The sequence below is a fragment of the Pseudomonas sp. M2 genome, from assembly GCF_015751845.1.
GTDB classification, from domain to species: domain Bacteria; phylum Pseudomonadota; class Gammaproteobacteria; order Pseudomonadales; family Pseudomonadaceae; genus Aquipseudomonas; species Aquipseudomonas putida_E.
Map to the genome: position 1 here is coordinate 4,592,451 of NZ_JADOUD010000001.1, position 25,385 is coordinate 4,617,835.

Annotated in this window: 21 protein-coding genes and 2 pseudogenes; 8 read left to right on the forward strand and 15 right to left on the reverse strand. The window is 58.0% G+C overall.

The features are described 5' to 3' along the window. Nucleotides 1-85: 85 nt before the first annotated feature. Complete coding sequence (locus IWW33_RS21410) at nucleotides 86-946, forward strand: CAP domain-containing protein (protein WP_196914453.1); 861 nt, start codon at nucleotides 86-88, stop codon at nucleotides 944-946. A 61-nt stretch (nucleotides 947-1,007) separates the two neighbouring features. On the opposite strand, the gene IWW33_RS21415 is transcribed toward IWW33_RS21410, so the two are convergent. Next, nucleotides 1,008-2,141, reverse strand: coding sequence for an aminotransferase class V-fold PLP-dependent enzyme (locus IWW33_RS21415; RefSeq protein WP_196914400.1), 1,134 nt, complete (start codon nucleotides 2,139-2,141; stop codon nucleotides 1,008-1,010). Nucleotides 2,142-2,319: 178 nt separating this feature from the next. On the opposite strand from IWW33_RS21415, the pseudogene IWW33_RS26740 reads away from it, so the two are divergent. Together IWW33_RS26740 and IWW33_RS21420 are read left to right on the forward strand one after the other, a co-directional pair. Next, nucleotides 2,320-2,430 (forward strand): annotated as a pseudogene (locus tag IWW33_RS26740) (GNAT family N-acetyltransferase); the annotation flags it as partial. A 523-nt stretch (nucleotides 2,431-2,953) separates the two neighbouring features. Next, nucleotides 2,954-4,201, forward strand: a pseudogene (locus IWW33_RS21420) (IS110 family transposase). 122 nt (nucleotides 4,202-4,323) lie between these two features. Here IWW33_RS21420 and IWW33_RS21425 read toward each other — a convergent pair. Continuing rightward, the gene (locus IWW33_RS21425; protein ID WP_174142652.1) at nucleotides 4,324-5,520 is read right to left on the reverse strand and encodes an MFS transporter; all 1,197 of its coding nucleotides are present in this window, start codon (nucleotides 5,518-5,520) and stop codon (nucleotides 4,324-4,326) included. 152 nt (nucleotides 5,521-5,672) lie between these two features. Here IWW33_RS21425 and IWW33_RS21430 point away from each other — a divergent pair, with 152 nt between their 5' ends. Further along, on the forward strand, nucleotides 5,673-6,572 hold the full coding sequence (locus IWW33_RS21430; protein ID WP_174142651.1) for a LysR family transcriptional regulator: 900 nt from the start codon (nucleotides 5,673-5,675) through the stop codon (nucleotides 6,570-6,572). Between the two features lie 435 nt (nucleotides 6,573-7,007). Here the strand turns inward: IWW33_RS21430 and IWW33_RS21435 are convergent, their stop codons facing one another. Next, the gene (locus IWW33_RS21435) at nucleotides 7,008-7,481 is read right to left on the reverse strand and encodes an OsmC family protein (protein ID WP_174142647.1); all 474 of its coding nucleotides are present in this window, start codon (nucleotides 7,479-7,481) and stop codon (nucleotides 7,008-7,010) included. A gap of 216 nt (nucleotides 7,482-7,697) precedes the next feature. On the opposite strand from IWW33_RS21435, the gene IWW33_RS21440 reads away from it, so the two are divergent. After that, a complete protein-coding gene (locus IWW33_RS21440; protein ID WP_039601381.1) occupies nucleotides 7,698-8,033 on the forward strand; it encodes a hypothetical protein in 336 nt (111 codons plus the stop codon). Between the two features lie 52 nt (nucleotides 8,034-8,085). Here IWW33_RS21440 and IWW33_RS21445 read toward each other — a convergent pair whose 3' ends face one another. Both IWW33_RS21445 and IWW33_RS21450 read right to left on the reverse strand, forming a co-directional pair. After that, nucleotides 8,086-10,047 (reverse strand): WD40 repeat domain-containing protein, encoded by a 1,962-nt coding sequence (locus IWW33_RS21445; protein WP_174142646.1) that lies wholly within the window; start codon nucleotides 10,045-10,047, stop codon nucleotides 8,086-8,088. A gap of 76 nt (nucleotides 10,048-10,123) precedes the next feature. After that, nucleotides 10,124-10,408 carry a hypothetical protein gene (locus IWW33_RS21450; protein ID WP_115274461.1) on the reverse strand — a complete coding sequence of 95 codons (285 nt, stop codon included), beginning with the start codon at nucleotides 10,406-10,408 and terminating at the stop codon, nucleotides 10,124-10,126. Nucleotides 10,409-10,499: 91 nt separating this feature from the next. Here IWW33_RS21450 and IWW33_RS21455 point away from each other — a divergent pair, with 91 nt between their 5' ends. Further along, nucleotides 10,500-11,492 carry a hypothetical protein gene (locus IWW33_RS21455; protein WP_174142645.1) on the forward strand — a complete coding sequence of 331 codons (993 nt, stop codon included), beginning with the start codon at nucleotides 10,500-10,502 and terminating at the stop codon, nucleotides 11,490-11,492. Nucleotides 11,493-11,611: 119 nt separating this feature from the next. Here IWW33_RS21455 and IWW33_RS21460 read toward each other — a convergent pair whose 3' ends face one another. The 7 genes from IWW33_RS21460 to IWW33_RS21495 form a co-directional block, all read right to left on the reverse strand. Continuing rightward, a complete protein-coding gene (locus tag IWW33_RS21460; protein WP_115274463.1) occupies nucleotides 11,612-12,127 on the reverse strand; it encodes a GrpB family protein in 516 nt (171 codons plus the stop codon). Nucleotides 12,128-12,518: 391 nt separating this feature from the next. After that, nucleotides 12,519-12,782, reverse strand: a complete 264-nt coding sequence (locus tag IWW33_RS21465) for a DUF3077 domain-containing protein (RefSeq protein WP_012314949.1) — start codon at nucleotides 12,780-12,782, stop codon at nucleotides 12,519-12,521. 144 nt (nucleotides 12,783-12,926) lie between these two features. Beyond that, nucleotides 12,927-13,169: a hypothetical protein gene (locus IWW33_RS21470; protein ID WP_012314969.1), complete on the reverse strand. Its 243-nt coding sequence runs from the start codon at nucleotides 13,167-13,169 to the stop codon at nucleotides 12,927-12,929. 692 nt (nucleotides 13,170-13,861) lie between these two features. Continuing rightward, the gene (locus IWW33_RS21480; protein WP_174142618.1) at nucleotides 13,862-15,136 is read right to left on the reverse strand and encodes an OprD family porin; all 1,275 of its coding nucleotides are present in this window, start codon (nucleotides 15,134-15,136) and stop codon (nucleotides 13,862-13,864) included. A 34-nt stretch (nucleotides 15,137-15,170) separates the two neighbouring features. Further along, on the reverse strand, nucleotides 15,171-16,505 hold the full coding sequence (locus tag IWW33_RS21485) for an MFS transporter (RefSeq protein ID WP_174142619.1): 1,335 nt from the start codon (nucleotides 16,503-16,505) through the stop codon (nucleotides 15,171-15,173). A gap of 307 nt (nucleotides 16,506-16,812) precedes the next feature. After that, nucleotides 16,813-17,889 (reverse strand): aromatic ring-hydroxylating dioxygenase subunit alpha, encoded by a 1,077-nt coding sequence (locus tag IWW33_RS21490; RefSeq protein ID WP_174142620.1) that lies wholly within the window; start codon nucleotides 17,887-17,889, stop codon nucleotides 16,813-16,815. A 36-nt stretch (nucleotides 17,890-17,925) separates the two neighbouring features. Next, nucleotides 17,926-18,879, reverse strand: a complete 954-nt coding sequence (locus IWW33_RS21495) for a PDR/VanB family oxidoreductase (RefSeq protein WP_174142621.1) — start codon at nucleotides 18,877-18,879, stop codon at nucleotides 17,926-17,928. Nucleotides 18,880-19,165: 286 nt separating this feature from the next. Here IWW33_RS21495 and IWW33_RS21500 point away from each other — a divergent pair, with 286 nt between their 5' ends. Next, nucleotides 19,166-19,636: a MarR family winged helix-turn-helix transcriptional regulator gene (locus IWW33_RS21500; protein WP_161872815.1), complete on the forward strand. Its 471-nt coding sequence runs from the start codon at nucleotides 19,166-19,168 to the stop codon at nucleotides 19,634-19,636. Nucleotides 19,637-19,829: 193 nt separating this feature from the next. Here IWW33_RS21500 and IWW33_RS21505 read toward each other — a convergent pair whose 3' ends face one another. From IWW33_RS21505 to IWW33_RS21515, 3 genes are read right to left on the reverse strand one after another with little or no spacing between them, the layout of a single operon-like run. Beyond that, nucleotides 19,830-21,617, reverse strand: a complete 1,788-nt coding sequence (locus tag IWW33_RS21505) for an IlvD/Edd family dehydratase (protein WP_115274452.1) — start codon at nucleotides 21,615-21,617, stop codon at nucleotides 19,830-19,832. A gap of 31 nt (nucleotides 21,618-21,648) precedes the next feature. Then, nucleotides 21,649-23,037 carry an MFS transporter gene (locus IWW33_RS21510; protein WP_012314962.1) on the reverse strand — a complete coding sequence of 463 codons (1,389 nt, stop codon included), beginning with the start codon at nucleotides 23,035-23,037 and terminating at the stop codon, nucleotides 21,649-21,651. Between the two features lie 49 nt (nucleotides 23,038-23,086). After that, entirely contained in the window at nucleotides 23,087-24,268 is a 1,182-nt protein-coding gene (locus tag IWW33_RS21515) for a fumarylacetoacetate hydrolase family protein (protein WP_115274453.1), read from the reverse strand. 115 nt (nucleotides 24,269-24,383) lie between these two features. Here IWW33_RS21515 and IWW33_RS21520 point away from each other — a divergent pair, with 115 nt between their 5' ends. Further along, nucleotides 24,384-25,328: a LysR family transcriptional regulator gene (locus IWW33_RS21520; protein WP_115274454.1), complete on the forward strand. Its 945-nt coding sequence runs from the start codon at nucleotides 24,384-24,386 to the stop codon at nucleotides 25,326-25,328. Nucleotides 25,329-25,385: the final 57 nt, after the last annotated feature.

The following is a 25,385-nucleotide window of genomic DNA, read 5'->3' on the forward strand; positions in this document are numbered from 1 at the left end:
GCTTGAACCTTACTTGAGACGCCCAGTCTGAGCCGAGCCCCTTCAAGTGGCTTTGCTGCCGTCATCCTTCTTGAGCCGTTCGCCCATGCGCCACGCTGTCCGCTACTCCGCCATTTTTTCGTTTTGCCTCGTTGCCTTGCTCTCCTTGTTCGTCAGCCCCGCCCATGCCAGCGGGGAGCGGCAACTGGTAGAGGCCATCAACGACTACCGCGCCCAACCACAGCGCTGCCAGAGACGCCTGGTTCAGGTGTCGACGCCGCTGGCATTAAAGTCGAAGCTGGCGTTGCCTGCCGGCTATAGCGGTGGTTTGCGGGAAGGGTTGAAGGCTGTCGGCTACCAGGCGGTGAGGGTGCGGGCCATCCGTCTGGTCGGCGCCCGGGATGCCGAGGAGGCCTTTGACATGCTGCGCAGCGACTACTGCGCTGCTTTGCTCGATAGCCAATTTGCCGATATTGGTATCAGTCGTGACCGGAACGTGTGGCGGGTAGTGTTGGCGCGCCCCTTGCTCGATGCCCAGCTCGGCAATGGTCAATCCGTTGGCAAAGCGTTGCTGGCACAGGTCAACGCAGCACGGTCGAAGCCGCGTCTGTGTGGCCGCCAGCGCTTCGCCGCTGCACGTCCGTTGGCCTGGAATACCGCCTTGGGCGCGGCTGCGCAGAGACACAGTCGGGCGATGGCCAACGCCAATTTCTTTGCGCACCGCGACCCCAACGGCGATCTACCGGCAGACCGGGCGCGCGATGCCGGGTACCGTGGACGCCAGATCGGCGAGAATATTGCTGCCGGGCAGGGGGCTGCAAGCAAGGCGATGGCAGGCTGGCTGGCCAGTCCCGGGCATTGTGCCAACCTGATGAACCCGATGTTTACCCAAGTGGGCGCTGCTTTTGCTGCGAACTCGCGTAGCGATGAGGGTGTGTACTGGACGATGCTGTTCGGCGCACCTTGAAAGTGGGCGCGCCTTTGGGGGCAAATTCACCTGCGGTAGGTGCTGGGGCCAGGATGATGGCTTAGCTCGCCATCACTTCGTCGATCGCCTGCTCAAGGGTGCTGACCGTGCGCTCGATATTGTGCAGTTTTTCGAGCCCGAACAGACCGATGCGGAAGGTCTGGAAATCGGCGGGCTCGTCGCATTGCAACGGTACCCCGGCGGCGATCTGCAGGCCGTGATCGGCAAATTTCTTACCGGTCTTGATACCCGCATCGTCGGTGTAGCTCACCACTACGCCAGGGGCCTGAAAACCGGCAGCAGCCACGCTTTTGATGCCTTTACGGGTCAACATGGTGCGCACCCGATCGCCCAGGGCCTGTTGTTCGCCGCGGACCTTATCGAAACCGTAGGCCTGCATCTCGTTCATCACGTCGTTGAATCGCGCGAGCGAGTCGCTAGGCATGGTCGCATGGTAGGCATGCCCGCCCTGTTCGTAGGCCTGCATGATCTGAAGCCACTTTTTCAGGTCGCAGGCAAAGCTGCTGCTACGCGTCTGCTCCACGCGCTCCAGGGCCAACGCGCTGAACATCACCAAGGCACAGCAAGGGGAGGCGCTCCAGCCTTTCTGCGGTGCGCTGATCAGCAAGTCCACTGCACATTTCTGCATATCAACCCAAAGCGTGCCGGAGGCGATGCAGTCCAGCACGAACAAGCCACCCACTTCATGCACGGCGTCGCCGACGGCCCGGACGTATTCGTCGGGCAGGATAATCCCTGATGAGGTTTCAACGTGGGGGGCGAAGACCATCTGCGGCTTCTGCGCCTTGATGGCTGCCAGGACTTCGTCAAGAGGTGGTGGGGCGTAAGCCGCTTGGCGACCCGTGTCTATCGGTCGGGCTTTCAGCACCGTTGTGGCTGCCGGAATGTTGCCCATCTCAAGGATCTGGCTCCAGCGATAGCTGAACCAGCCGTTGCGTATCACCAAGCATTGCTGGCCGGTGGCAAACTGCCGTGCCACCGCTTCCATGCCGAATGTGCCGCTCCCTGGTACCACCGCAACAGCCTGGGCGTTGTAGACCTGTTTCAGGGTCTTGGAAATGTTTTTCATCACGCCTTGAAATGCCTGTGACATGTGATTGAGCGAGCGGTCGGTGTAGACCACCGAGTACTCGACCAGCCCCTCAGGATCAATACTGGGATAAAGCGTTGACATAGGTGACTCCTTTGGCATGGATGTCAGTGGTATCGACCCCGCCCCAAGCTTTGGCAGATGACAGGACGGGGCGGTACTGATGTGGCGTCAGTTAAACGGCAGTTACCACCATAGCTTGGGGAAGGCACATTGCGATGCGCTAAGCTGTAATTCTTCAGGATTGAGGTCTCAGCATGGAATGTTACTTCGTCCCGCCACGAGCAGAGATGCAGCAGCGATTAGCCGCGTAGTTCTAGCCGCCCTGCGTGAGTCAAATTCACAGGACTACCCGCCTGATGTGATCGTTAAGGATTAGCCCAGACTATCTATGCTCATCGCCTCGATCTGGGGCTGCAACTGCAACGCTTGCGCTCTTGGCGTGATGAAAGCTGGCAGCGTTGCCGCCGGCTGCTCTTGGTAGAGCGGTAGGCATTTACGGATGACGTTGGCATTGATGCCGTGGCTGATGGCGAGACTGGAGTTCGCCGTACGCCTACCCGGTTACAGATGTCTGTTACGGCCCGACAGCAGTCGGTCGCGACTGACCGCTGTCGACCCATTATAGATAGTCCGTTCCACCGTCAACGATACTGGTATCGGTTGGCAGGTAGCTGTCAACGAGGGTGGAACATGCACCCGTAGACTACGAATATTTCGACCCAAACGCATGACGTTTGCCGCTTTAGCTTCGAGTCTACAGGTGCGCTTGCGCTCGATAACGAATACTCAGGGTTCGCCGTCGCACCGGCTCACTATATTGCCTTCGCTGAACGCAAGCATGCATGTCCCTGGCAGCTATTTTATCGCTTGCGGAGGCTCACATGACAGCGTCCATGACTCAGCATTTTGTCGCCTACGTTGATATCGACTGGGCGGATACCAAGCATGATATTTGCGTACAGGCTGGCGATGGAAATCACCGTGAGTTCGACTGTATCCCTCACAAGGTTGACCGTATTGATGAGTGGGCTAAGGCGTTGCATCAGCGCTTGGGTGGGCCCATCGCAGTGGCTGTCGAGCTTGCTAAAGGGCCGATTGTCTCAGCCTTGCTGAAGTACGATTTTCTCGTGCTTTTCCCCATCAATCCGTCGACGCTTGCCAGGTATCGTTTGGCATTTAAACCTAGTCGTGCCAAGGACGATCCCTCCGATGCAGAGTTGGCACTCGATATGCTGCTTCGCCACCCAGAGCAGTTCACCGCACTCAAGCCACAGAGCGTGGCAATGAGATCGCTACTGAGCCTGATTGAACAGCGCCGAGATTTGGTCAACGACAAAACGCGCTTCACCAACCGACTGAGTAGCACCCTTAAGCAGTACTACCCGCAAGCACTGGAATGGTTTGAGCAGCGGGACACTCTGTTGTTCTGCGATTTCCTAGCTCGCTGGCCGACACTCCTGTCAGCCAAACGGGCACGTAAAACCACGCTTGAGGCGTTCTTTTACTCGCACAACGGACGCTGAGCCGCATTGATCCAGACGCGCGTGGCATCGATCCGTGCAGCCTCTGCGCTCACCGATGATGCCGGTATCATCGAGCCATGCCGTTTGCATGTCCTCGCGCTGGTTGAGCAACTGCGTACCGTTCTGATGGTGATTGATCGGTTCGATACGGAAATTGAGCGGGTAGCTTCTGCGCTACCTGACTACGCGTTGTTTCATAGCTTGCCAGGCGCAGGCCAGCATCTGGCACCACGCCTACTTGCAGCTTTTGGAGAACAACGTGAACGCTTCCATGGCGCAGACGAGCTACAAAAGTATTCCGGCATAGCCCCGGTCACAGAGCGCAGTGGAAAGAAAAGCTGGGTGCACTGGCGATGGCAGTGTCCAACGTTTCTCCGCCAAACCTTCGTTGAGTGGGCAGGTCAGACCATCAACAAGTCCTTCTGGGCTGGAGCCTATTACCGGCAGCAGCGCGCCAAAGGAAGCAGTTACCAGGCCGCTGTACGCGCACTTGCGTTCAAGTGGATTCGGATTTTGTACAGGTGCTGGCAAACCAGGACGCCTTACGATGAAACCACCTATTTGAATGCGCTGAGGAAGCGCGGCTCACCGCTTCTCAAGACCCTCGATTTGAGTTGACTGACTTCCTCAGGGCGTGAAGCTGCCCTTTGCGGAGGGCAACTAACGGCCAAGAGCTGCTGATGCCGGGTAGAACAGGCCAACAAGCGCTCCGTCTTTTCTACTGGATCGTAGGTCGCAGCTTATCTCGGAGACGCAGGAAAACCATGATCTTTTGCTGCCCATACAACAACCAGTGTTGCCGCCAGCAGCACCAGCAGCGCAGGCGCGAATGCGGCCACGCCAAGGCGATCCAGCAGGACGCCACCGATTATGCCGCCGCCCGCGATTGCCATGTTCCAGGCAGTGACCAGCATTGACTGCGCAACGTCGGCCGCGTCGCCAGCAGTCTTAGCAATGGCAGTCTGGAACAGAGTTGCCGCGCCGCCAAAGGCCAGGCCCCAGGTCGCCACCGCAACATAAATCACTGCCGGTGCATCAGCAGCTACGCCCAGTGCCATCGCCGCCAAGCCGAACAAGGCCGTACTGGTGAGTGTCAACGTACGCAGATGGCAGTCGATCAGCACGCCGACGATCCAGATTCCCAGCAGGGAGGTGACGCCGAACACCAGCAGCGCCAAGTCCGTGCGTTCGGCCATGCCCGCTGCCGTCAGGAACGGCGCGATGTAGGTGTAGAGGATGTTGTGCGCCAGCACAAAGGCCAACACCACGAAAAGCACCGGAAGCACACCAGCCACAGCAAACACATGACCCAGCGACAACCGCTTGCCCACTGCCTGCCCGGCGAAGTCCGGCACCTTGACGCGCACCCACACCATGAGCACCAGTGCCAGCCCGCTCATGATGCCAAAGCAAGTCCGCCAGCCCACCAACTTCCCAAGGAAGGTTCCAGCTGGCACGCCAAGCGACAGTGCCAATGGAGTGCCAACCATCGCAATGGCGATGGCTCTGCCTTTTTGATGTTCGGGCACCATGCGCGCCGCATAGCCGGCCAGCAGCGCCCAAAGCAGTCCGGCCGATACACCCGCCAGGAAGCGTGCAATTATCGTCAGCACATAACTGTCGGAAAACGTGGTCACGGTATTAGCGACCACGAAGCCCGCGATTGCCGCCAGCAGCAGCGGGCGGCGGCGCACGCCCTGCGTGGCGGTGGTCAAAGGAATCGCCGCTAACAGCGAACCGACGGCATAGATGGTTACGAGCTGCCCGGCTAGTGCTTCGGAGACTCCCAAGCCGGCGCTGATCTGAGGTAATAAGCCCGCCGGCAAGGCTTCCGTTAGGATCGTGACGAAGCCGGCCAGCGCTAGGGCCAGCAGTGATGTAACGGGAAGGTGTGCGCTTGGGGCGCCACAGCCAAGAGTTGTTGTTGAACGTACCATAGGACTGCCTTGTCGGGTGTCGATTGCGGACTCAATGGCACGGAACCGGCACAAAGTGAATGTGGGCAGTCATCTTGTTGTTATTTCCGTTATAAAACCATAATGCTTATATTCAGAACATATCGGACTAATTTTCCTAGATAGGCGCGACGATGGAGTGGCTGAGCGGCATCGCGATTTTCATACAGGCAGCGGATACCCGCAGTTTCTCGGAGGCTGGGCGCAACATAGGGATATCATCGTCAGCCGTGGGAAAAAGCGTGTCCCGGCTGGAGGAACGGCTGGGCGTGCGTCTGTTCCACCGAAGTACGCGTAGCATTACGCTGACCGCCGAAGGTGGCCTGTTCTTGGAACGCTGCCGGCGCATTCTCTGTGAAGCCGAGGCGGCCGAGCTTGAGCTGTCCCAAATCCAGCAAGCGCCCAAGGGTCGGCTGCGCATCAGCCTGCCCTTGGTCGGAATGCTGGTAATGCCCGCGCTGACAGCCTTCATGCATCGCTATCCAGCTATTGAGCTGGACGTGGATTTCTCAGATCGGCTGGTGGACGTGATTGATGAAGGCTTCGACGTGGTGATGCGTACCGGCGAACCGACCGATTCGCGCCTAATGTCGCGGCCGCTCGGAAGCTACTGCCTGCAATTAGTCGCCTCGCCCAGCTACCTGGCGAGCCAAGGATCGCCCGAGGTTCCCGCTGACCTGGCGCACCATGTCTGCTTACAGCATAAGTTCCCCTCCACGGGAAGGTTCGAGGCTTGGCCGTTGGCGCGCGGCGAAGACGCGCCGGAATGGACGCTGCCGGCCTCAATGGTGTGCAACACCACTGGGGCGTTGATGGACGTGGCCATCGCGGGCTTGGGCATCGCGTGCCTACCGGACTTTATGGTGCGACAGGCCATCGAACGGGGCGAGCTGGTTTCGGTGCTGGACGCGCATGTCGAACACCAAGGCACATTCCGTCTACTGTGGCCGTCGAGCAAGCAGCTTGCTCCGAAGCTTCGCGTGTTCATCGACTTTATGGTCGATACGCTTTTTGCACAAAGGGCCGTGGCCTAGACAAACGCGTGGGGCTGACTAGCAGCTGCTCGCCAAAGCGAGCTTGCGTCGTTCCCAAGTGTTCGCTGGCCTACCCCGTTTCATGGATCTCGACTGGCAGCTTATGGCCGATAGCTGTTCTCCACGAAGGGCACCAATGGGTCGTTAACGGTCAGTCGCGAATGGCTGCTAACGACCCAGGCTGTGTGAAAACGCTTGGCGCGATCCGGCTGGTTAGAAAATGACCAGAATTTCGCGCTCCTGCGCGAAATCTGGGTTAGCTGAATAACCAAGCCATTTCAGATTTCACGTACGCTCGCGATCTTCAGAGACCCGTTTGAGTTTTCACACAGCCTGGACCCATAGTGGACACTCGCCTTAATATTATTCGCGCCCAGGGGCCGGGAATTGAGTACCAGACGATCAGGTCAGAGCCGCAGCCAGCGCGCAAAGGATCTAGTTTCGATGCTTGACAGCAGCACTGCATGTGATGGGGAAGTTGACCGAATTGGCAATAAAACACTCATGGTGAGCATCGTCATGGAGACGTTTTGCCAGATCCAGATCCGATTCGTTACTGATGATGACCTGAGGCCTTAACTCTGCGCTCTTGAAATGGCCTTTGCGCTGGCCATCAGCTTCAACCATCCGGCCCATCGGGTGGTCGACGTATTCCAGTACGTTCACCTTGTTGACTGCGCACAGATGAAGATACCAAAGCTTGTGACAGGCCGAGATAGAGGCCAGCAACATGTCTTCCGGGTTCCAGCGTTCGGGATTTCCGCGAAAGGCAGGGTCGGCGGAGCCCAGGAAAGGTGTTTTGCCTGGAGCTTCCACATTGAAGTCTCTCTGGTAAGCCGTGTAGCTGGCAGTACCATCACCCGTGTTGCCTATCCAATTTACGGTGACAGCGTAACTGTGTTCTTTCATGCTCACTCCTGTGACGAAAGATGGCCAGAAAAACTCCGCGCCGCTTGGGCACAGTTATTGTGCACTCCCTGGATGGTTTTCCACTAGCCCTGCATTTTCAGCGGTGCATGAGAAAGTCGTACACCAAGCAACGAACCGGGAAGAGGACAGCTATCAATGTCTGTTATGGGTCGATAGCCAGCGCCCCCCACGGTAGCCTCAGGAGATACACGTAGCATGTCCTTTACAGCAATCGTAATTCTTGGCATGTGGCTATATGCGATAGGATCACTGGCCACATTGCCGTGCAAGATCATTGGCATGAAGCGGCGATCCGAGGACATTCGGACCTTTCTGACGCGGCGGCGACTTCTCTTTCTTGGCGTGCTCTACCTGATCACTGCACCGTTAGTAGGACTGCTCATCATTGGCATCAGTGCCGCCGGGATAAGCGGGAGCGACGCATCGGGCGTATCCGATACGTTTGTATTTTTTGGCTGGCTGAACCTATGGACGCTCCTGACGGCCGGCTGCTTTGCCTTGGTCGGTGCCTGCCTGTGGCGTCGCTCCTGATAACTCCGCGAAAGCGACGGTTCTCAGGCAAACGTCAAATGATAACCAAGGCTCACCAACTTCCTGGCACATCCCAAGCAATCAGGCCGTTCCAGCATCGCCCCCAAAGGTGTTTACCTGACAGGCTCCATTGCAGTTGCTCAATACCACTGCATTTGGCGTCGTCGGTTTTCAGTGTCAACGATCGCCCGCTTTGCAGGTTCCATAGCACTACCGCATCTTCAGGGCCGCCGGTGCCCATTGCCAGCAGTTGACCGTCAGGCGAGCCCACTGCGGTACCCAGGGAGTCCTGCCCCGGAAGTGTCAGCGAATAGCGAATCTTGCCACTGGCGATGTCGACAACATGCAGGCCAGGCTTGCGCCGTTGGCCCTCCATCAACACGAAGCCGACGGCAATCCATCCGCCTTTGGCCGAACCAAATGGCTCCGGCGTCCACTGTGCCATGCCGCTGTCATCCCGCAAGTCGACCTCACCAAAACGCCGAGGCAGCTTCACCACGCGCAGCACATGGCCCGTCTTGCCATTGATTTCGGTGAGCCCGTAAAGGTCTTCAACCCATGCGTTGGGCGTAGGCCCATCCCAATGCACGGGCTTGATCTGACTGTTGGTGCGCGATGGTCCCTTCATCATGTCCTGACGTGAAGAAGCATAGCGCAGCGTATACGACCATTCGCTACCCTCTTCAGCGGGTTGTGCAGCGGGCTCCCACACTTCCAGCGTATCCCGATTGCCGCGATAGTTGTGGCGGTAAGTCAGCGGTACGCCATCTCCGTCATGCACGTAGTCAATGTAGTCGTAGCCCAGCCGGTCGGGTGTGTCGTAGGCCATCGGGTGTGTGGCCACCGTTGTGCTTTTCGCGTCAAAACGAATGACCAGACCTTCCAATGCCAGGTACGCCGAAGCCCCACTGACATCACGGGCCAATTGCGACTTGCTGTAACTCCCCGCAGACGTCCAGACCTCGCGCGGCTCGCCACCCGTGGCTGGCGACCAGTAAAGCAGTGCGCGTGGGTAGTTGCGGTATAGCAAAACGCTGTCATCGGCCAGTACGGTGAATTTGTCCGTGCTGCGCACAGCGAACACGGCGGCTGCCTGGAGTATCTGCGCATGGCTGTCCGGAAGGGTGAGTTTGGGCTCGCTAACCAGCGGGGTTGGGGTTTGTGTTGCAGGCGCGCGCCACTGTTCCGGGTTTGCTCCCAGTTGCAGATTGGCCTTGGGCATTGCACTCAACGCGCCGTAAACCGGGCTGAGCAGTTCCTCTGGCACGCTTTGCCGATGCAATCGATCTGGGGCGGTAGGGCTGAAGATGTCGAATTTGGCAAGTTCCCGTAGCCGGCCGATGAAGTTGGCCTTGGGATTGGGAAACTCGTCGACTCGCGTCAGGTAGACTGCGCTGGCAGGCCGCCCAAAGACAGCGTCGAGTTGCTTCACGTCGGCAACGAGAATGCTTGTACTGCGCCCAAGTGCGCCGTGAGTACGTCGCACGCTGCCGTGCCAGTGTTTGAATGGCTCCGTCAAAGGCCCCATGAGCGCGTTGCCTGATTGAAAGCGTATAGTCCTTTCGATACGGGCAATATGATTGGGAATTTCGGAACTGGCCAACGCCCCCTCACGAACACCCTGCTGCAACTTGGGTAGAACGACCTGGTCGACCAGGTTTTTCACCAGATCGGGTCGACGCGACAACAGTACCTCGCCCCAGTCGTCGTTCAGGCGCGACAACGGTTGTTGAACAATCTCGTCGTCGACAGGGCCAAGTTGCCTCAAGGCCGAAGCGACTATCGGCATAACCTGGGTGTACGGCAGATCCACGACGATTTCTACACTGGCAAGCCTGCGCCCGTCTTTGGCCAATTCCTGCGACTGCAAAGCCGACGGCAACCCACGTTCGAGGTCCTCGGCCGCAGGCGGGCGGATCTGCCATCCCTGTGGTAACGCTGCCGCGTGGCTTGAACCACAGCAGCCGATTGCTGCAATGCACAATGCGTGCTTCCAGAAATTTGCCGGTTTCATACAGATTGCCTCCTTGGCAGTTTGGCGCTACGGGCTAGCTCTATGTTGAGACTGCTTAGCCGTACAAATGAACTGATTAGAAGAATGGAATCAACGTGGCAACTGCCACAACGGCTTGAACCAAGAGCGTTACCGAAAGCCATTTTGGCTCCCGCCGGATAAACCAGTAAATCGCGTTCAATATCATTGAAATCAGGTTGGTGAGCCCCAAGACGGCGAACGCAAGGATGCCCGAGATTTTGACAGGGGAAGTGGTTGGCGATTGCAGCATGTAGAGCGCCAGGATTAGGCCCAGGATCACTGTTGTGATCGAAAGCCCAGCGACCGTGCGGGTAAATCGTAAAGCTTCGTCAGGCGTCATGCCTTGGGATGTCCTTCTATGACCAGGCTTGGGGTATCACTGCCATCTGGCCTATTCTGCGACGTTCATAGAAGGGTTCACAAGGACGTCCATGATTCCTGTCGATATGCCACTCATGTTGCTCGGCTACATGATCTACATTTTTTCCGAAGTTTCTCTCTGGCTTTTCATCGCCGGCCTGATCGCCTTGCTGATTCCGCGAAGCCGTAGTTATATGGCGGCGCGGCGCTGGAGGTGCGGCTTGTTGCTGGTGTTGCTTGCAGCCGGCAGTGTGCCTTACATCGAGTCCACCAACAGCCTCTGGCAGGATTGGCGTGCGCACAATCCCCGCCTCGAACACGAGGAAGTGATCGGTGATTTGGTGCTTCCAGCCGGGACGCGAGTCCATTTGCGAAACCTGGAGCCTTTCAACGACCTGTCCGGCGATCCCGTGCCCTATGGCATGCAGAGTCTGGAGCAGGCTGATTTCGACCGCACGCCAGGTCACATCATGGGCATGCCTGTGCGTCGTCTGAAACTGGCGCAGGGCCATGGATTCGCGACGGTCGAGACCCTGTCGGCCCATGACCTGGCAGGATGGAAATGTGAGCCTGGGGAGATCGAGTTCGATTTTCCGTTCGGTGCTCATTTCAAGTTTTCCGAATGGAAGATGAGTCGATGCACGCTGGCGCCAGGTACAGACCTGGGCGGCATCGTCTGGCCTGGGCCGGTGAGGGTATCCACCAACACTCCTGGTTGGCTGGCTAGGTCCGAGGAAAGCCCGGTCAAGGTACAGGGGATCGAACTGCGCTCACTGATCATGATTCTGGACAGGCCCTACGGGGAAGGTCGCTCATGGGAAGGCTACTCGAACCAACCCTTCGACTTCGGCCCTGTTCACTATCCTGCCGACATCCAGGTCAGCCGTTATCAAGGCCAAATGCTGTTCAGCCTGCCACCGGACGCACAAGCCAAGGATCGATGTACTGGAATGCCCATAGAAGGCGGGCAGACGGTGGTGCAGAGCATGGCCGGTGAGGTTTTAGGAGTACGCCCCAACCGCTCTGTGGGCGTTTACTTCCCTGACGAAATCATAGTGCGCTGAGGCTCAATGAACTGAGGCGGGCCGCAGTTTCCGCAATGGGTCGAGGGCGGACAGTGGTGACCGGCTGGTTTCGACGTAATGCAGACACTTGATACTGGGGCCGCTTAGTAACCCATCGGTCATCCAGGAATGGATATACCGATATGTAGTAGTGCCGCGATAATAAACGGAGACTTTTTCTCCAGATACTCAGCCATCCCACCCGTATTGCTCGACTCCAGTTGGAGCTTCAGTGCTTCATACTGCTGGCGCATTGAGGCATTGCATCTAAGCAAATCTCTGAACCCCAGCATCTGGGTGATCGCAAGATGGCCACGGGCACAAGCGTGGAGCTTGTGCGTGCGAATCCCATCCACATTACGCCGATAGAAATGATGCCCTTCCGATAGATCACTTCCTCGTACATATCCCAAACCCATCAACACCTCGTCCCGCGCCGAGGCGTTATTATGATCGTGAACCTCGATGAGTACATCGATCTCTGGCTTCGCCGCGAGCCCTGGAACGGAGGTGCTTCCAATATGCTGTATGGCAATCAGTTCATCGCCAAAGGCCGAAGCGATGAGTGGCTTGTCTGCCAGAAAGCGGGCGGGCCAAGTGGGGTTGTAGGGAGTGATCTTGCTGGTCAGTGCCATTTCCGTTCCTTGGCGGCTAGTACCTAATGCCCGAATGGTCCCTCAAAAATTGTGCGCTCGCCAGCGACTGATAACGAGACCCCGGCAGTACGGCAATTTAGCAGATCGATTTCGAATCTGGTCGAGGTTGGGTAGCTGTCCTGTCCAGCGTCTACTTCTGGCCGACTGCCGCCCCATGCGACTCGCAACTATCGACCCGAAGCAGACAGCGATCCAAAGCTCTGTGTTCAGTACTGGCCTCATCGCCCGCAAGCCGGCCACAGAATGGACTGCCCCCAGGAAATCACCAGCCTTCAGCCATGCGCTGTACCTGTGGGAGCCGCGCTTGCCGGCGATGGGCCGCGAAGCGGCCCCGGTTACAGATGTCCGCCAGGGTCAGGCAGTTCAGCCCTTAGTGCATCATGCCCAGCTCGGCATCATCCATCAGTGCTTTGGCCAACGCACTCAGGTAGTGCGAAGCCCAGATCAGCTGTGGTTTATCGTCCATCAAGCCTTCGATGGTCAGGTCCCGCACATAGCCCATCAGCTCTGAAGCCTGTTCGCGGGCATTCTGGCAAGGGATGCCCGCTTCGATGCGAAACAGTGGGTGGGTCTGGTTTTCACCCTGGTAGAACGTAGTCTTGCCGACAGTGACTTTGGTGTCATCTGGGGTCATTGCGTCTTCTCCCTGAAGGTTTAGGGCCTGGGCGAACGTCATGACGGGCAATCCGCCTTTAGCTCAGCACCGGTCTCACGCAGCGCGCTGTGCGTATGGGCTTGCTGGCGACAGCGCCCACCCAGGCAAAACAGGCTTAACGGCCTAGTGCAGGGTGCGCGGCTCGGGCGGCATCTGCAGTTGGATCAGGGCTGATTCGAGCAGCACGCGTAGCGACTCGAGCTCATGCATCGAAGCCATCATCAGAACCGAGGCGGGCGTTCTGGGCTGTAGCGAAACAGCCTGCTGCGCCACGCTCTGCGCGCACAGGGCGAACTCCGCAGCCTGGATGATCGTGTCTTCGAGGGAGTGGTGGTTGTGGGGTGGATCGGGGACCATTTTGAGCATTGCATAGTACCTTCAATTAGGCGGTCACCTATCCGCTGTCAAACAGAAGGGTGGCAGCTGTACATGGGTTGACAGACCGGCGGACTATGCAAGTTCCGGCGCACGCAAGCGTGCCCGCACGTACAGCCGCCATTGAAGGCAAGCCGTATGCATAATACCGTCGCGGCCTGTCAAAGCCGATCGCTGAACAACAGCGACCCGCCGAGACTAGAACGCAGCCCAAGCGACCGCAACGGAAAAAGTGCGCCGAGAGTATGTTTGGGAAATGGACTACAAGGAAGAGGGAAAATCTGATTTCTTGGTGTTTCCAGTGCTCAAGATGTGGGGGTAGTGATCGGTCTATGTCAACCAGTCTCGTGATGAATCGATGTTACTGAAACGACGGCCATCCGGCGCTGCTGGCGCTGGACGTCACCACCCTGGCAGGCGGTCAGCCGATCGTGGTCGATGGGAAGGTGATCGGTGCGGTGGGCGTGAGCACCCCGGTAGGGGCCCACGATGATCCGATCTAGCAAGCTGTTGTGGTGTCTCACCCAGCGCAACGCAGCCGGTCGAGCCGTTAACGCTACGCTGTAGTGGACCACCGAAAGATCGATAGCGGTCACCCCTGACTGCTATCGATAGCTGCCCATGGTAGTGGGCTGCTGGCGAACGCCGAAGTACTTGATTTCGTCAGACGTGATGCCGTGTTTTTAGAATTTCACTGTGTAATCTACATTGACTCTCGTTTCGTTGTCGTCTCTGAAGGTTGCCGCTGAGCTCAGATCGTTTCGGTAAAATGCATGCCGGACGCGAAACGCTAAATCTCTGGCTGGTCCAGACTGTACGACGTAAGAAAGCTCCAGGTCTTTCGATGACTCTGTAAGGTCGCTGCCTCCGAGATGGGGCAAATCAATATTCGTTCCCCTTAGATAGCGGATCATGCCCGTGAGCCCCGGAATACCCATCGCCACAAAGTTGTAATCGTATCGCAGAAGCATTGTGCGTTCTTTGGGGTTCACGAAATCCGCGCTCATGGTCCCATCACTCAGAACGACAGGCTCGCCTCCAGCGAGATAGGCGAAGGCCGTATCTCCGGTTTGATACATGTAGCCCATTCCAAACGTATGCCCACCCGTTTGGTAGCTCATCGTCAGGCCGGCATTAAGGTTGTCTACTTTGCCAGCCTCTGCACGCCCGTTCTCTCGGCTGTCGAACACTCGCAACTCCGTTTTCAACTTACCCCGCCCAGCTGCAATAGAATGAATACCTCCAATGAAGTCCTGCTCATAGATATTTTCAAGATTTGCGTGGTAATAACGCGCTGTGAAATTTTCTGAAACGCGGTATTCGCCACCCAGGTAGTCGAAGCGATCAGAGAATACGCCAGGCTTGAACCGTCCGTTCGGTGAAGCCATTGCGATGAGCTGGTTGTTTGTCGAGTCTCGAAGGTTGACTCGATCCATCCGCCCGGCCTGTAACGTGAGGTGCTCAATTTCTGAGCTCGTTATTGACGCGCCCCTGAAAGTTTGAGGCAGGAGGCGTGCAGGGCTAGCAGTGATCACGGGAAGCGCGGGAAGTTGCGTGCCTACTGAAAGGTTCGTTTGTGAGAATCGAGCTTTCACCGCAACGCCGAGTTCAGAGTACGCGTCTTGTGCTCTGCGCGTCTGTGGATCTATAGGCAGCAGTTGGGTGCTCGATCGTTCAGGTGACGAATCAAGTTTCACCCCAAGCATCCCTGTGAGATCCAGGCCCAAGCCTACGGGGCCATCGGTGTAGCCAGAGTTCGCTTTGATAATGAAGCCTTGAGCCCATTCACGAACTGCCGAAACGGATGAGTCCCCTTTGTAATCTCGATCGAGATAGTAGTTTCGGGTGGTCAGGGCAACCGTACTGTCTTCAAAAAAAGCTGCTGAAACAACAGTGCTCATGCAAAGCGATGGCACGCCTAGCGCAAACAGCGGCAAGCAATCGGTAAAACGTCGCATCGGATTTACCTTCTTGTTTTGGTTTTTTGGTATTTCAGAGGCTTGTGGCAGCGTGTAGTGCTTTGGGTGGAGTTATTTTCAGCAGGGCGACAGCTATAGCTGCGAGAACGAACGTCATTGCGAACAGCATGTACAAATCAGAAGGGGTCCATTGCGCGTCGATCAGACGTCCAGCTACAAGAGGGGAGGCAATTGCTCCCGCACGGCCGATGCCGATACCCCAACCCAAGCCAGTCACACGCTGGCTAGCGTCGTATATGGAAGGTGTCAGCGCGTAAAGCCCCGCCACACAACCATTCACGAAAATGCCGATCAGGATGGCCAGCGCAAATGCCAGGTTCAGCGTATTTGTAAATTTGACAAAGACGGCGAGCAGCAAGGCGTTTGCAAGGAGGTAGATCATCAATATTTTGGACAACCGGAAGCGTGCGGCCAATAGCCCTACCAACGCGGTGCCGAATATACCCCCCACGTTGAGAAGCACGCCTCCGGTGATACCTTGCTCATTGGACAGCCCCGCAGTGACAAGCAATCTTGGGGTCCAGCTCATTACAAAGTAGAAACCGAACATGACCAGAAAGAATGACGCCCAGATCAGCAACGTTGAGCGCAAGAGGGCGGGGGAGAACAGCTGAGCGAACGATGCTCGCAGTGATGGGCGCTCAACCTGGCTCGTTTCAGGCATTTCGGCAAGTGGTGCGAGTTTCACCTTGAGGCGCAAGTGGTTGATCCGCTTGATTGCGCTTTCGGACTTGCTCGACATCAAAAACGCGAGCGATTCTGGCAGCCACAAAAACAACGCTGGAAGGGTTGCGAGCGTGACGAACCCACCATAAAGAAACACGGACCTCCATCCCAGCGCAGGAATCATTTTTGCTGCGATTAGCCCACCAATGGTGGCGCCAAGCGCGTAGGCAGTCGATTGCAGGCTGATTGCGAGTCCCCGCCAGCGCTTGTTGGCGTATTCGCCAGCGATGACATAGCTGCTGGCCAAGATGCCACCGATTCCCAGGCCGGTCACGAAACGGAAGGCTGCAAGCATCTGTGGGCCGGTGGCCTGCGAGGATAGGACCATGCCTGTCCCTGCCACGCCTACACAGACAAGAATCAGCGGCCGACGGCCGAAGCGGTCAGCCCAAGGGGCAATGAACAGTGAGCCAATTGCCATGCCGACCAAGCCAGCGCTCAGCAGATAACCAAGCCGCAGTCCGTTGAGCCCCCAGTCAGCGGCGACGGAGGAGGCTGTGAAGGCCATCACCAGAACGTCGAAGCCGTCTAGCATGTTGATTACGAAGCAGAGCGTGATGACCCACCATTGGAAGGCGGACATCTTTTTCTCATCGAGCTGGTGCCCGGCGTAGTTACTCATGACGGCAGGCCTCTTGACTGATGAAAGGCCTGTACGTCAGGTGCGCGGACAGGCTCTGCAGCATTGCCTGGGCGGCGAGTAGGAGAGACATGGAGTAATCATTTTTTTGTACCTCAACCTTACTGGTCCCGAGATACACAACACCACGATTTCCGGACATAGCTAGGCCTCGCTCTCTTGTAGTTATCATTGAACAAGTTGCACGCTGGTGCAGGGTGTTTCAGAGCGCCCCAAGAGGGGCGGTATTGCGTTTGCGGCGTGTAAAAAAAGTGCATAGATACCCGCACGATATAAATGCACTGCGCACTCAACTAACGGAGTTGCAAAGTTTTTCGATGATGCGACGGGCTCTGTTGGCGCCAGCATCGACATGGATGTCGATCATGGGCCGCTCACCGAACCGGCACATGTTCTTGTATTGAGACTCGATGACGACCTTGTCTTCATCGAACGTCATCATCGTTTGCTGGACGACCTTCGCCTTGACCTCTTCGTGATTGCTTTTCGGGTTGGTGGCGATTGTCCAGAAGTAGTGGCTGGTGGTCTCGGTTTCTGGGGTCACACCGTGGAAACCGCGCATATGGAAGCCACCACGTTGTGGATTGTCCAAGGACTCGGTCCCCGCATCAGTGGCACCTGTCCAAATACGCAGGTGGCTGACATGGAATTCAATTTCCTGCCATCGGTCGACAGTGTCTTTGAACGGATAAGCGGCCACGTACGTCGGCGGCGGCACAGAGCCGGGCATGTGCCGAACCACACGAACATGATTGTCGTCACCTTCTACTGTCATTTTCGCATTCATGTGAATGCTGGCATTCCCGCCAATCGTGCGTAGGTGCACATAGCCCAAATGGCTCAGATCCATCAAGTTGTCGTGAATGAGCTGATACGGGGCATCGTAGTGATACACATCACCGTCAAAAAGATAGTCTCCACTGCTGTGGATATCGTAGGAGGGTGGTTCAGTTGTAGGCTCAGGATGTTCGGGGCTTGCGAACCAGATCCAGACAATCTGATCTTTTTCTACGACGTGGAAGGCCGCCACCTTCGCTTTACTCGGAATTTTTTCTTGCCCAGGAATCTCGATGCATTTGCCTTCATCGTTGAACAGGAGGCCATGATAGCCACAGCGAAGCCCCCCCGCCTCAAGTGTGCCGTCGGAGAGAGGCAACGCCCGATGGCAGCAGCGGTTCTCAAGGGCCGCTACCTTGCCATCTGCGGTGCGGAACATGACGACTGATTTATTCAACAAGGTTCGGCCTACGGGGCGATCCTTGAGTTCCCAACCCAAAGCAGCCACATACCATTGGTTGAGCGGAAATGTGGAGGGTTTGGCAGGCAAAATGTCCTGGGCCAACGACTGGAGAGAAGAGGCAGTCATAGGAGTCTCCGTTAAACAGTTAGTTTTTGTCTGACACTAGAGATCAAGCACGAGTCGATGGGACTTCGCCCGAGAGCAACACGGGGTGAAACAATCATTTCTGGCGTGCTCATCGGCCGTCATGAATTGATCCCTGTGATCGGGGATACCTTCCAGTACGCGTGTCACGCACGTCCCACAGACGCCTTGTTCACAGGACGTTTCTACTTCGACTCCCGCTTCGTCCAATACCTCGAACACGGTGCGGTCTGCCGGAATACCGAATGATCTGCCGCTGCGGGCGAGCACGACTTCGAAGGGTGCATTGGCACCTTGGTCAATGACTTGTCCGGCGAAGAACTCTCTGTGCATCCGCTCTTGCGGCCAGCCGGCGGCCTCACCTGTATCAAGGATGTGATTCATGAAGCCGGAGGGGCCGCAGACGTAGAGATGGCGTCCCTCATCGACTGCGTCGAGAATTGCTGCCGCATTCAGTTTTTGCTGTTGTGGACCGTTGTCATCGTGCAGCACTACGCGGTCGGCGAAGGGGGCGTCAGCGAGTGCCTTGACGAAGGCTGCGCGGTCGCAGGAGCGAAAGCAGTAATGAAGCTCGAAGTCAGCTTTGCGATGGGCAAGCTCATACGCCATGGCCAGGATCGGGGTAATGCCGATACCACCTGCAAAAAGCAGATGACGTGCAGCGCCATGATCCAGTTTGAACAGGTTGCGCGGCGCACTGATGGTCAGCTCATGGCCTTGGCCGACAATCGAGTGCATTGCCTCTGATCCGCCACGGGAGTTGGGTTCCTTGAGGACACTGATCAGATAACGATTGCGCTCTCGGGGGTCATTGCACAGCGAATACTGGCGAATGAGCCCACCCGGGATATGGACATCGATGTGAGCACCGGCCTCGAAAGGTGGCAGGGTTTCACCCTTCACGGGGCTCAATTCAAAGCTGCAAACACCTTCAGCTTCGTTTGCCTTGCGGCTAACGTTTACTTGAAGCATTACTCATCCCCCCACAGTTAAGTGGCTACAAAAAGAATACGGGTGGTTAATTCAACGGTGAGGAGGTCAGCCTGGAGCGAACGGCGGCCGCTCAGGTTTGCAGCTAGACACGCGGAAGGCGAGTGGATCGCGGATTTTCATGGCACTACCTGATAATTATTTTTGTGAGGTGCTTTGACGGCATATCATGCTGGGCTGGCCCCAGCTATTGGTTGAGTTAATCCTCGGATCAATTAGTTGCGGTGTCAACTAATTTTTCGAGAACTCGATTGGAGGTGTGCGCTCAATGGCCTCGGAACCCCAGCTGGACCTCGCTCGCTACGTGCCAGCGCAGCTGAATTTTTTATCCAACAAGCTCTCGTCAGGCGCTTCCCAGTGCTATCGCAAACACTTCGAGATTGGTGTTGTGGAGTGGAGGATGCTGTCCATGCTGGCTGTGGAAAGCGGGATCACTGCCAATCGGATCTGCCAGGTGATCGGTCTGGACAAAAGTGCTGTGAGCCGCGCGCTGCACGCTTTAGAGGTGGCAGGGCGAGTTCGCACAGAGGCGGATCCTGCTGATGGACGACGCTACACCGTGTCGCTTACAGAGAGCGGTACGCAGTTGTACAAGCGGGTCTTGAAGGTTGCGCTTGAGAGAGAGCGCCGTTTGCTCAGTGGCCTTTCACCTTCGGAAGTGGACACGCTGATCGACCTGCTCGGTCGCCTGAACGCCCAGGTCGCCAACGTCAATGAGTACGATCCAGATAAACCGTGAATCGATTGCCTTTGTGGGCATGTCCTGTGGCTGAGAAGGGGTTGGCTCACTGGCGATAATCCACAAGCCAAACTCTCGGCCGTGATGAGCTACACCACTTCCTGGGACGGAACCTTCATAGACTTGAAATTGCTGCAGCGTGGAACTGCCACCGTTACCCGGTACGGGGGCAGTTCCAAGTCCTGGAGACCGCTCAATGGGAATGTCGCGGCATCCCTCCTTCGCGGGCAATCACACGCATGTACAGGGTGGCCGGTTCCAGGCAGCCACCGGTGGACAATTGCCCGACCAATTGGCGGTAGAGCTCTTGCCATGGTGTCTGAGAGACTGGGATGTTCGGCTTCCAGGCTGCGCGACGGCGCTCCACTTCCTTGTCGTCTACCAGCAGGTCGACGCGACGTTGGTTGAGGTCGACGCGCAGCAAGTCGTTGGTCTGAAGCAGTGCCAGGCCGCCCCCGACCGCCGCTTCCGGCGACATGTTGAGAATCGACGGGCTGGCCGAGGTGCCGCTCTGGCGACCGTCACCCAGGCAGGGCAGCGAGTCGATGCCCTTTCTGATCAGCGCCGCCGGTGGCGCCATGTTGACCACCTCTGCACTACCCGGGTAACCCACGGTGCCGGCGCCACGGATCACCAGGATGCAACGCTCGTCGATGTCCAGTGCTGGGTCATCGATGCGCGCGTGGTAGTCCTCGGGGCCCTCGAACACGATGGCCCGTGCCTCGAAGCTGTTTTCCTTGCCGGGCTCTGACAGATAGGTCTTGCGGAAGGCTTCGCCGACTACCGATATCTTCATGATCGCGCTGTCGAAGAAATTGCCACTGAGAACGATGAACCCAGCGCTGTGCTTGAGCGGCTCGTCGAACGGCAGAATCACGTCGCGGTTGCTGGTGACAGTGTCGCTGACCACCTCACCGATGGTCTTGCCGCTGACCGTGGCGCAAGCTTCGTGCAGGCGGCCTGCCTTGCGCAATTCGTGCATCACCGCCGGTACGCCACCGGCACGGTGGAAACCTTCGCCCAGGTACTTGCCCGCTGGCATGCAGTTGACCAGCAGCGGCACGTCTTCGCCAATGCGCTGCCAGTCGTCGAGCGACAGCTCGATGCCCATGTGTCGAGCGATGGCGATCAAGTGTGGTGGGCAATTGCTTGAGGCGCCTAGCGCCGAGGCTACAGCGATGGCGTTCTCGAATGCTTCTCGGGTCATGATTGATGAGGGGCGTACGTCTTGCATCACCAACTCGCAGATGCGCCTGCCGGTGGCGTAGGCCATCTGCCCGCGTTCCCGATAGGGCGCGGGGATACTGGCGCAACCGGGCAGCGACATGCCAAGGGCTTCGGCCAGAGCGTTCATCGACAGCGCCGTGCCCATTGTGTTGCAGTGGCCAACCGACGGCGAAGCGGCGGTAGTCATTTCCATGAAGCCTTCGTAGTCGATTTCGCCGGCAGCCATCAGATTGCGTGCGTGCCACAGCACCGTGCCCGAACCGATCAGCTGGCCCTTGTGATGGCCGTCGAGCATTGGCCCGCCGGACAGCACAATGGCCGGCAGGTCGGTGGTGGCGGCGGCCATCAAGCAGGCTGGCGTAGTCTTGTCGCAGCCGGTGGTCAACACCACGCCATCCAGCGGGTAGCCATGAAGGATTTCCACCAACCCCAGGTATGCCAGGTTGCGGTCCAGCGCGGCGGTGGGCCGACGGCTCTGTTCGGCTATCGGGTGCACCGGGAATTCCATCGGAATGCCTCCAGCATCACGGATGCCGGCCTTGACCCGCTGGGCCAGTTCCAGGTGGTGGCGGTTGCAGGGCGTCAGGTCGCTTCCGGTCTGTGCGATGCCAATGATCGGCCGCCCCGATTGCAGTTCATCGCGGGTCAGGCCGTAGTTCATGTAGCGCTCGACGTACAGCGCGGTCATGTCGGCGTGGCTCGGGTCGTCGAACCATTGCTGACTGCGCAGCGGGCGTTTCGGGGTATCGGTCATATCGCTCTCTCTTGTATTTATTGGCCACCGGTCAGCGTTGCGGTACACCCGCGCCTGCATGGCTGTGTAGGGGGGAAGCACCGCTTGCCACTGCGTCGTCCAGTGCAGTCAGGTCGCGGCCACGGGTTTCGGTCGACAGCCAGGTGCCGATCAAGGTCAGCCCAGTCAGAACCAGGGTGTAGAGGGCCAGCACCCAGTAGGCACCACCGGCCAGACCGACCAGGAATATACCCAGGATCGGCGCCAGGCCGCCGGATAGCATCGCGCCGATTTCTCGGGCCAGAGCCACGCCGGAGTAGCGGTAGCGATTGCCGAACAGTTCGGTGAAATGCGCGCACTGGGCCCCAAGCATGCTATTGGCGGCCAAGGCGAAGCCACCTACTACTGCGATGCACACCAGTGTCGAGTCGCCGCTGTCGATCATCCACCACGAGGGGAATGCCCACAACGCGCCGAACAACGCCCCGCCACGGTACACCGCCAGGCGTCCGAAGCGATCGGACAACGCACCGAACAATGGGGTGGTGAACACGCTGAGGATACTGGCGGCCAGCACCGCATTGGTCCCTACGGTGGCCAGGTTGGCGCCATCCTGGCCGAGATGGCGGCTGGCGAAACCGGTCAGGAAGGCTATGGAAACAGTGGCATAGAGGGTCGAGCAGCCAGTTTCGGCCATGCGCATCAAAGTAGTAGCCGCCAGTGGCCGACGGGCATTACGCAGCACGGCGCGCATCGGCGATTCGATAACCTGCTGGCTCTGGCTGAGCTGCTGGAACACCGGGCTTTCTTTGAGCTTGAGGCGGATCCATATGGCCATGAATATCAGCACCACGCTGGCCAGGAAGGGTATCCGCCAGCCCCAGTCGAGCAATTGCTCCTGTGTCAGCGAGGTCTGCATCACTTGGAAAGTGATGGTGGCAAGGGCCAGGCCGCTGAACACCCCGATGAAGGGCAGGGCGGCGTAGAACCCTCGCCGCTCACGCGGAGCCAGCTCGGCCATCAGCGTCGCCGCGCCGGTCTGTTCGGCACCAGCACCGAAACCTTGCAGCAGGCGCAGCAGTACCAGCAGCACGGCCCCAGTTGCGCCGGTCGGTAGCAGGCCGATCAGGGTGGTCGCTGTGCCCATCAGGGCAATGGTCAGCAACAAGACCAGCTTGCGCCCTTTGCGGTCACCCAGCGAGCCAAAGAAAAGGCCGCCGAACGGCCGCGCCAGGAAGCCTGCGCCGTAGGTGGCGAAACTGGCGAGCAGGGCGCCAGTCGTACCGAGGGAGGGAAAGAATATATGGCCGAAGACCAGCGCCGAGGCTAGCCCATAAATGGCGAAATCGTAGTACTCGAGGGCACTGCCAATTGCGCCGGTATAGATCGCCCGTCGCAGCTGACGCGGGTCGGGCACTGTGTCCTTGGCTTGGGTTTGCATGTTTTGCCTCGCTTTTTTGTTGTTATGGGCCCGGCAGGAATCGTTTGTTTTACGGCTTCAGGAGCCCTCGAGCGGCTAGGTTTTGCATCATCGCGGCGAGGCCAAAGGTCCAAGGGTGGGCTTGGTCGCTTGTTGTGACTTGGTTATGCAGGTGGCCCAGGAACGTGCTGGCAATGCGTACTCGGTCGCCGGGTTTGTGAGTGAAGCCGGCGCCTGGCTGGTCGCGGTCCTCGGTGGGAGCGAAAAGCGTGCCGAGGAACAGCATGAAGCCGTCGGGGTACTGGTGGTTTTCGTTGAGGGTCTGGCGCACCAGATCCTCGGGGTCGCGGCTGATCTGGTCCATCGAACTGTGGCCAAGCAGGCGGTAGCCATCGCTGCCTTGGACTTCCAGATCGACCACACAGCGGCGCACTGTGTCTAGGTTGAAGGTTTCGTCGAACAGGCGAATGAACGGGCCGACGGCGCAAGAGGCGTTGTTGTCCTTGGCCTTGCTCAGTAGCAGCGCGCTACGGCCCTCGAAGTCGCGCAGGTTCAAGTCGTTGCCCAAGGTCGCGCCATGAATCCGCCCGCGGCTGTTGACTGCCAGTACCACCTCCGGTTCGGGGTTGTTCCATGCCGATTTTGGGTGCACGCCGATAGCGCTGCCGCTGCCGACAGCTGCCAGCACCGGGGCTTTAGTGAATATTTCCGCATCCGGACCGATCCCGACCTCCAGGTATTGGGACCACATGCCCTTTTCTTTCAGCAGTGCTTTCAACGCCATTGCCTGAGGAGAGCCGGGCCGCACCGCACGCAAGTTGTCACCGATCACTGTGCGCACTGTGGCACGTACTGCTTCGGCTTTGCTGGCGTCGCCGCCTGCCTGCTCCTCAATGACCCGCTCGATCATGCTGGCGGCGAATGTCACTCCTGCGGCTTTGATTACCTGCAGGTCGACTGGCGCGAGCAGATAGGGCTTGCTCGCATCGAAGGCCGCACCGCTGTTGCTCAGCAGCGCCTCGACGCTACCCATAAATCGGCCTGGCGTGCTGCGTACAGCCTGCAGTGGATCTTCGTGCTCGAGCAACTGACTAAGGGTGGCGAAGCATTCGGACAGGTCGAACACGCCGTCACTACGCAGAACTATCGGCGAGGGGCCGCCGGGTTCACCGGGTGTCCAGGCGCGGCCGATAAGGGTACCGGCCAGGCCGTCGTCGGGAAGAGTATTGGCGCAAGTGAGCGTTATCGGCATGGCAGCTAGGTCTCTTGGATTTGAAAGCTGCACGCTAGGGCAAACCGTGCGATAAACTCCAATGGCATCTTTTCACTATTCGATAACATCAGGTTATTGCACCAAAGGTGGATTCATGTCGGACCTTTCTTTTTCTCACGTCTGCAACTGGCTTAAGTTCCGCCACCTCCTGCTCATCGACACACTCGGCCGCACCCACAACATGCATCTGGCAGCACAGCAGATGAACCTCAGCCAGCCGGCGATCAGCAAGATGCTCAAGGAGATCGAGAACCTGCTCGGCTTTCCCCTGTTCGAGCGTCTGCCACGAAGCATGCCGCCCACCGCCTTGGGCGAGCAGGTGGTGCGCTATGCACAGATCGCTCTCAATGATGCTCGGAACTTCGTCGACCAGATCGACAGCTTGCGCCAAGGAGGCCACGGTCATTTGAAGGTTGGCGGCATCTTTGCCGCCACCGCCGTGGCATTGCCCGATGCCATTGTCGAGATCAAGCAGCGCAAGCCGTTGCTTTCGATCGAGGTGGTGGAGCAGACCAGCGACCATCTCATGGCAATGTTGGAGGACAAGAACCTTCACTTGGCGGTAGCGCGATTCACCGATGTTTCACAGTGCCAGCGCTTCGACTTCCAGCCGCTGGCGCCGGAGCCGTTCTGCTTCGTGGTTAACGACCAGCACCCTTTGAGCGAAGCCGGGCCGGTGACGCTACCTCAGTTGCTCGAGTGGCCGTGGATCCTCTACCCCAAAGGCACGCCAATTCGCGGTCGCATGGAGCGCGCGTTCGCCGAGGCGGGCGTCGCAGTGCCACGCAACACGATCGACACCATTTCAATGCAGACCTTCCTCAAGGTGCTGTTGGGTGGCCCGATGATCGGCATGTTGCCCCAAGCGATGGTCGAGCCACATCTTGCCAGCGGGGTACTCATCAACCTCGACACGCCGCTGCACCTGCCTCCCCAGGATTACGGCATCCTGACCCGCAAAGGCGAGCTCTTGACCGGTGTGGCGTTGGAGTTTGCCGAGATATTGGTGAACAACGCAGGAAGGGCGCAGACGGACTGATAACACATAGTTATCGGATGATCCCCAAAAGCCATTGGGCAAGAATCGCAGAGCCGC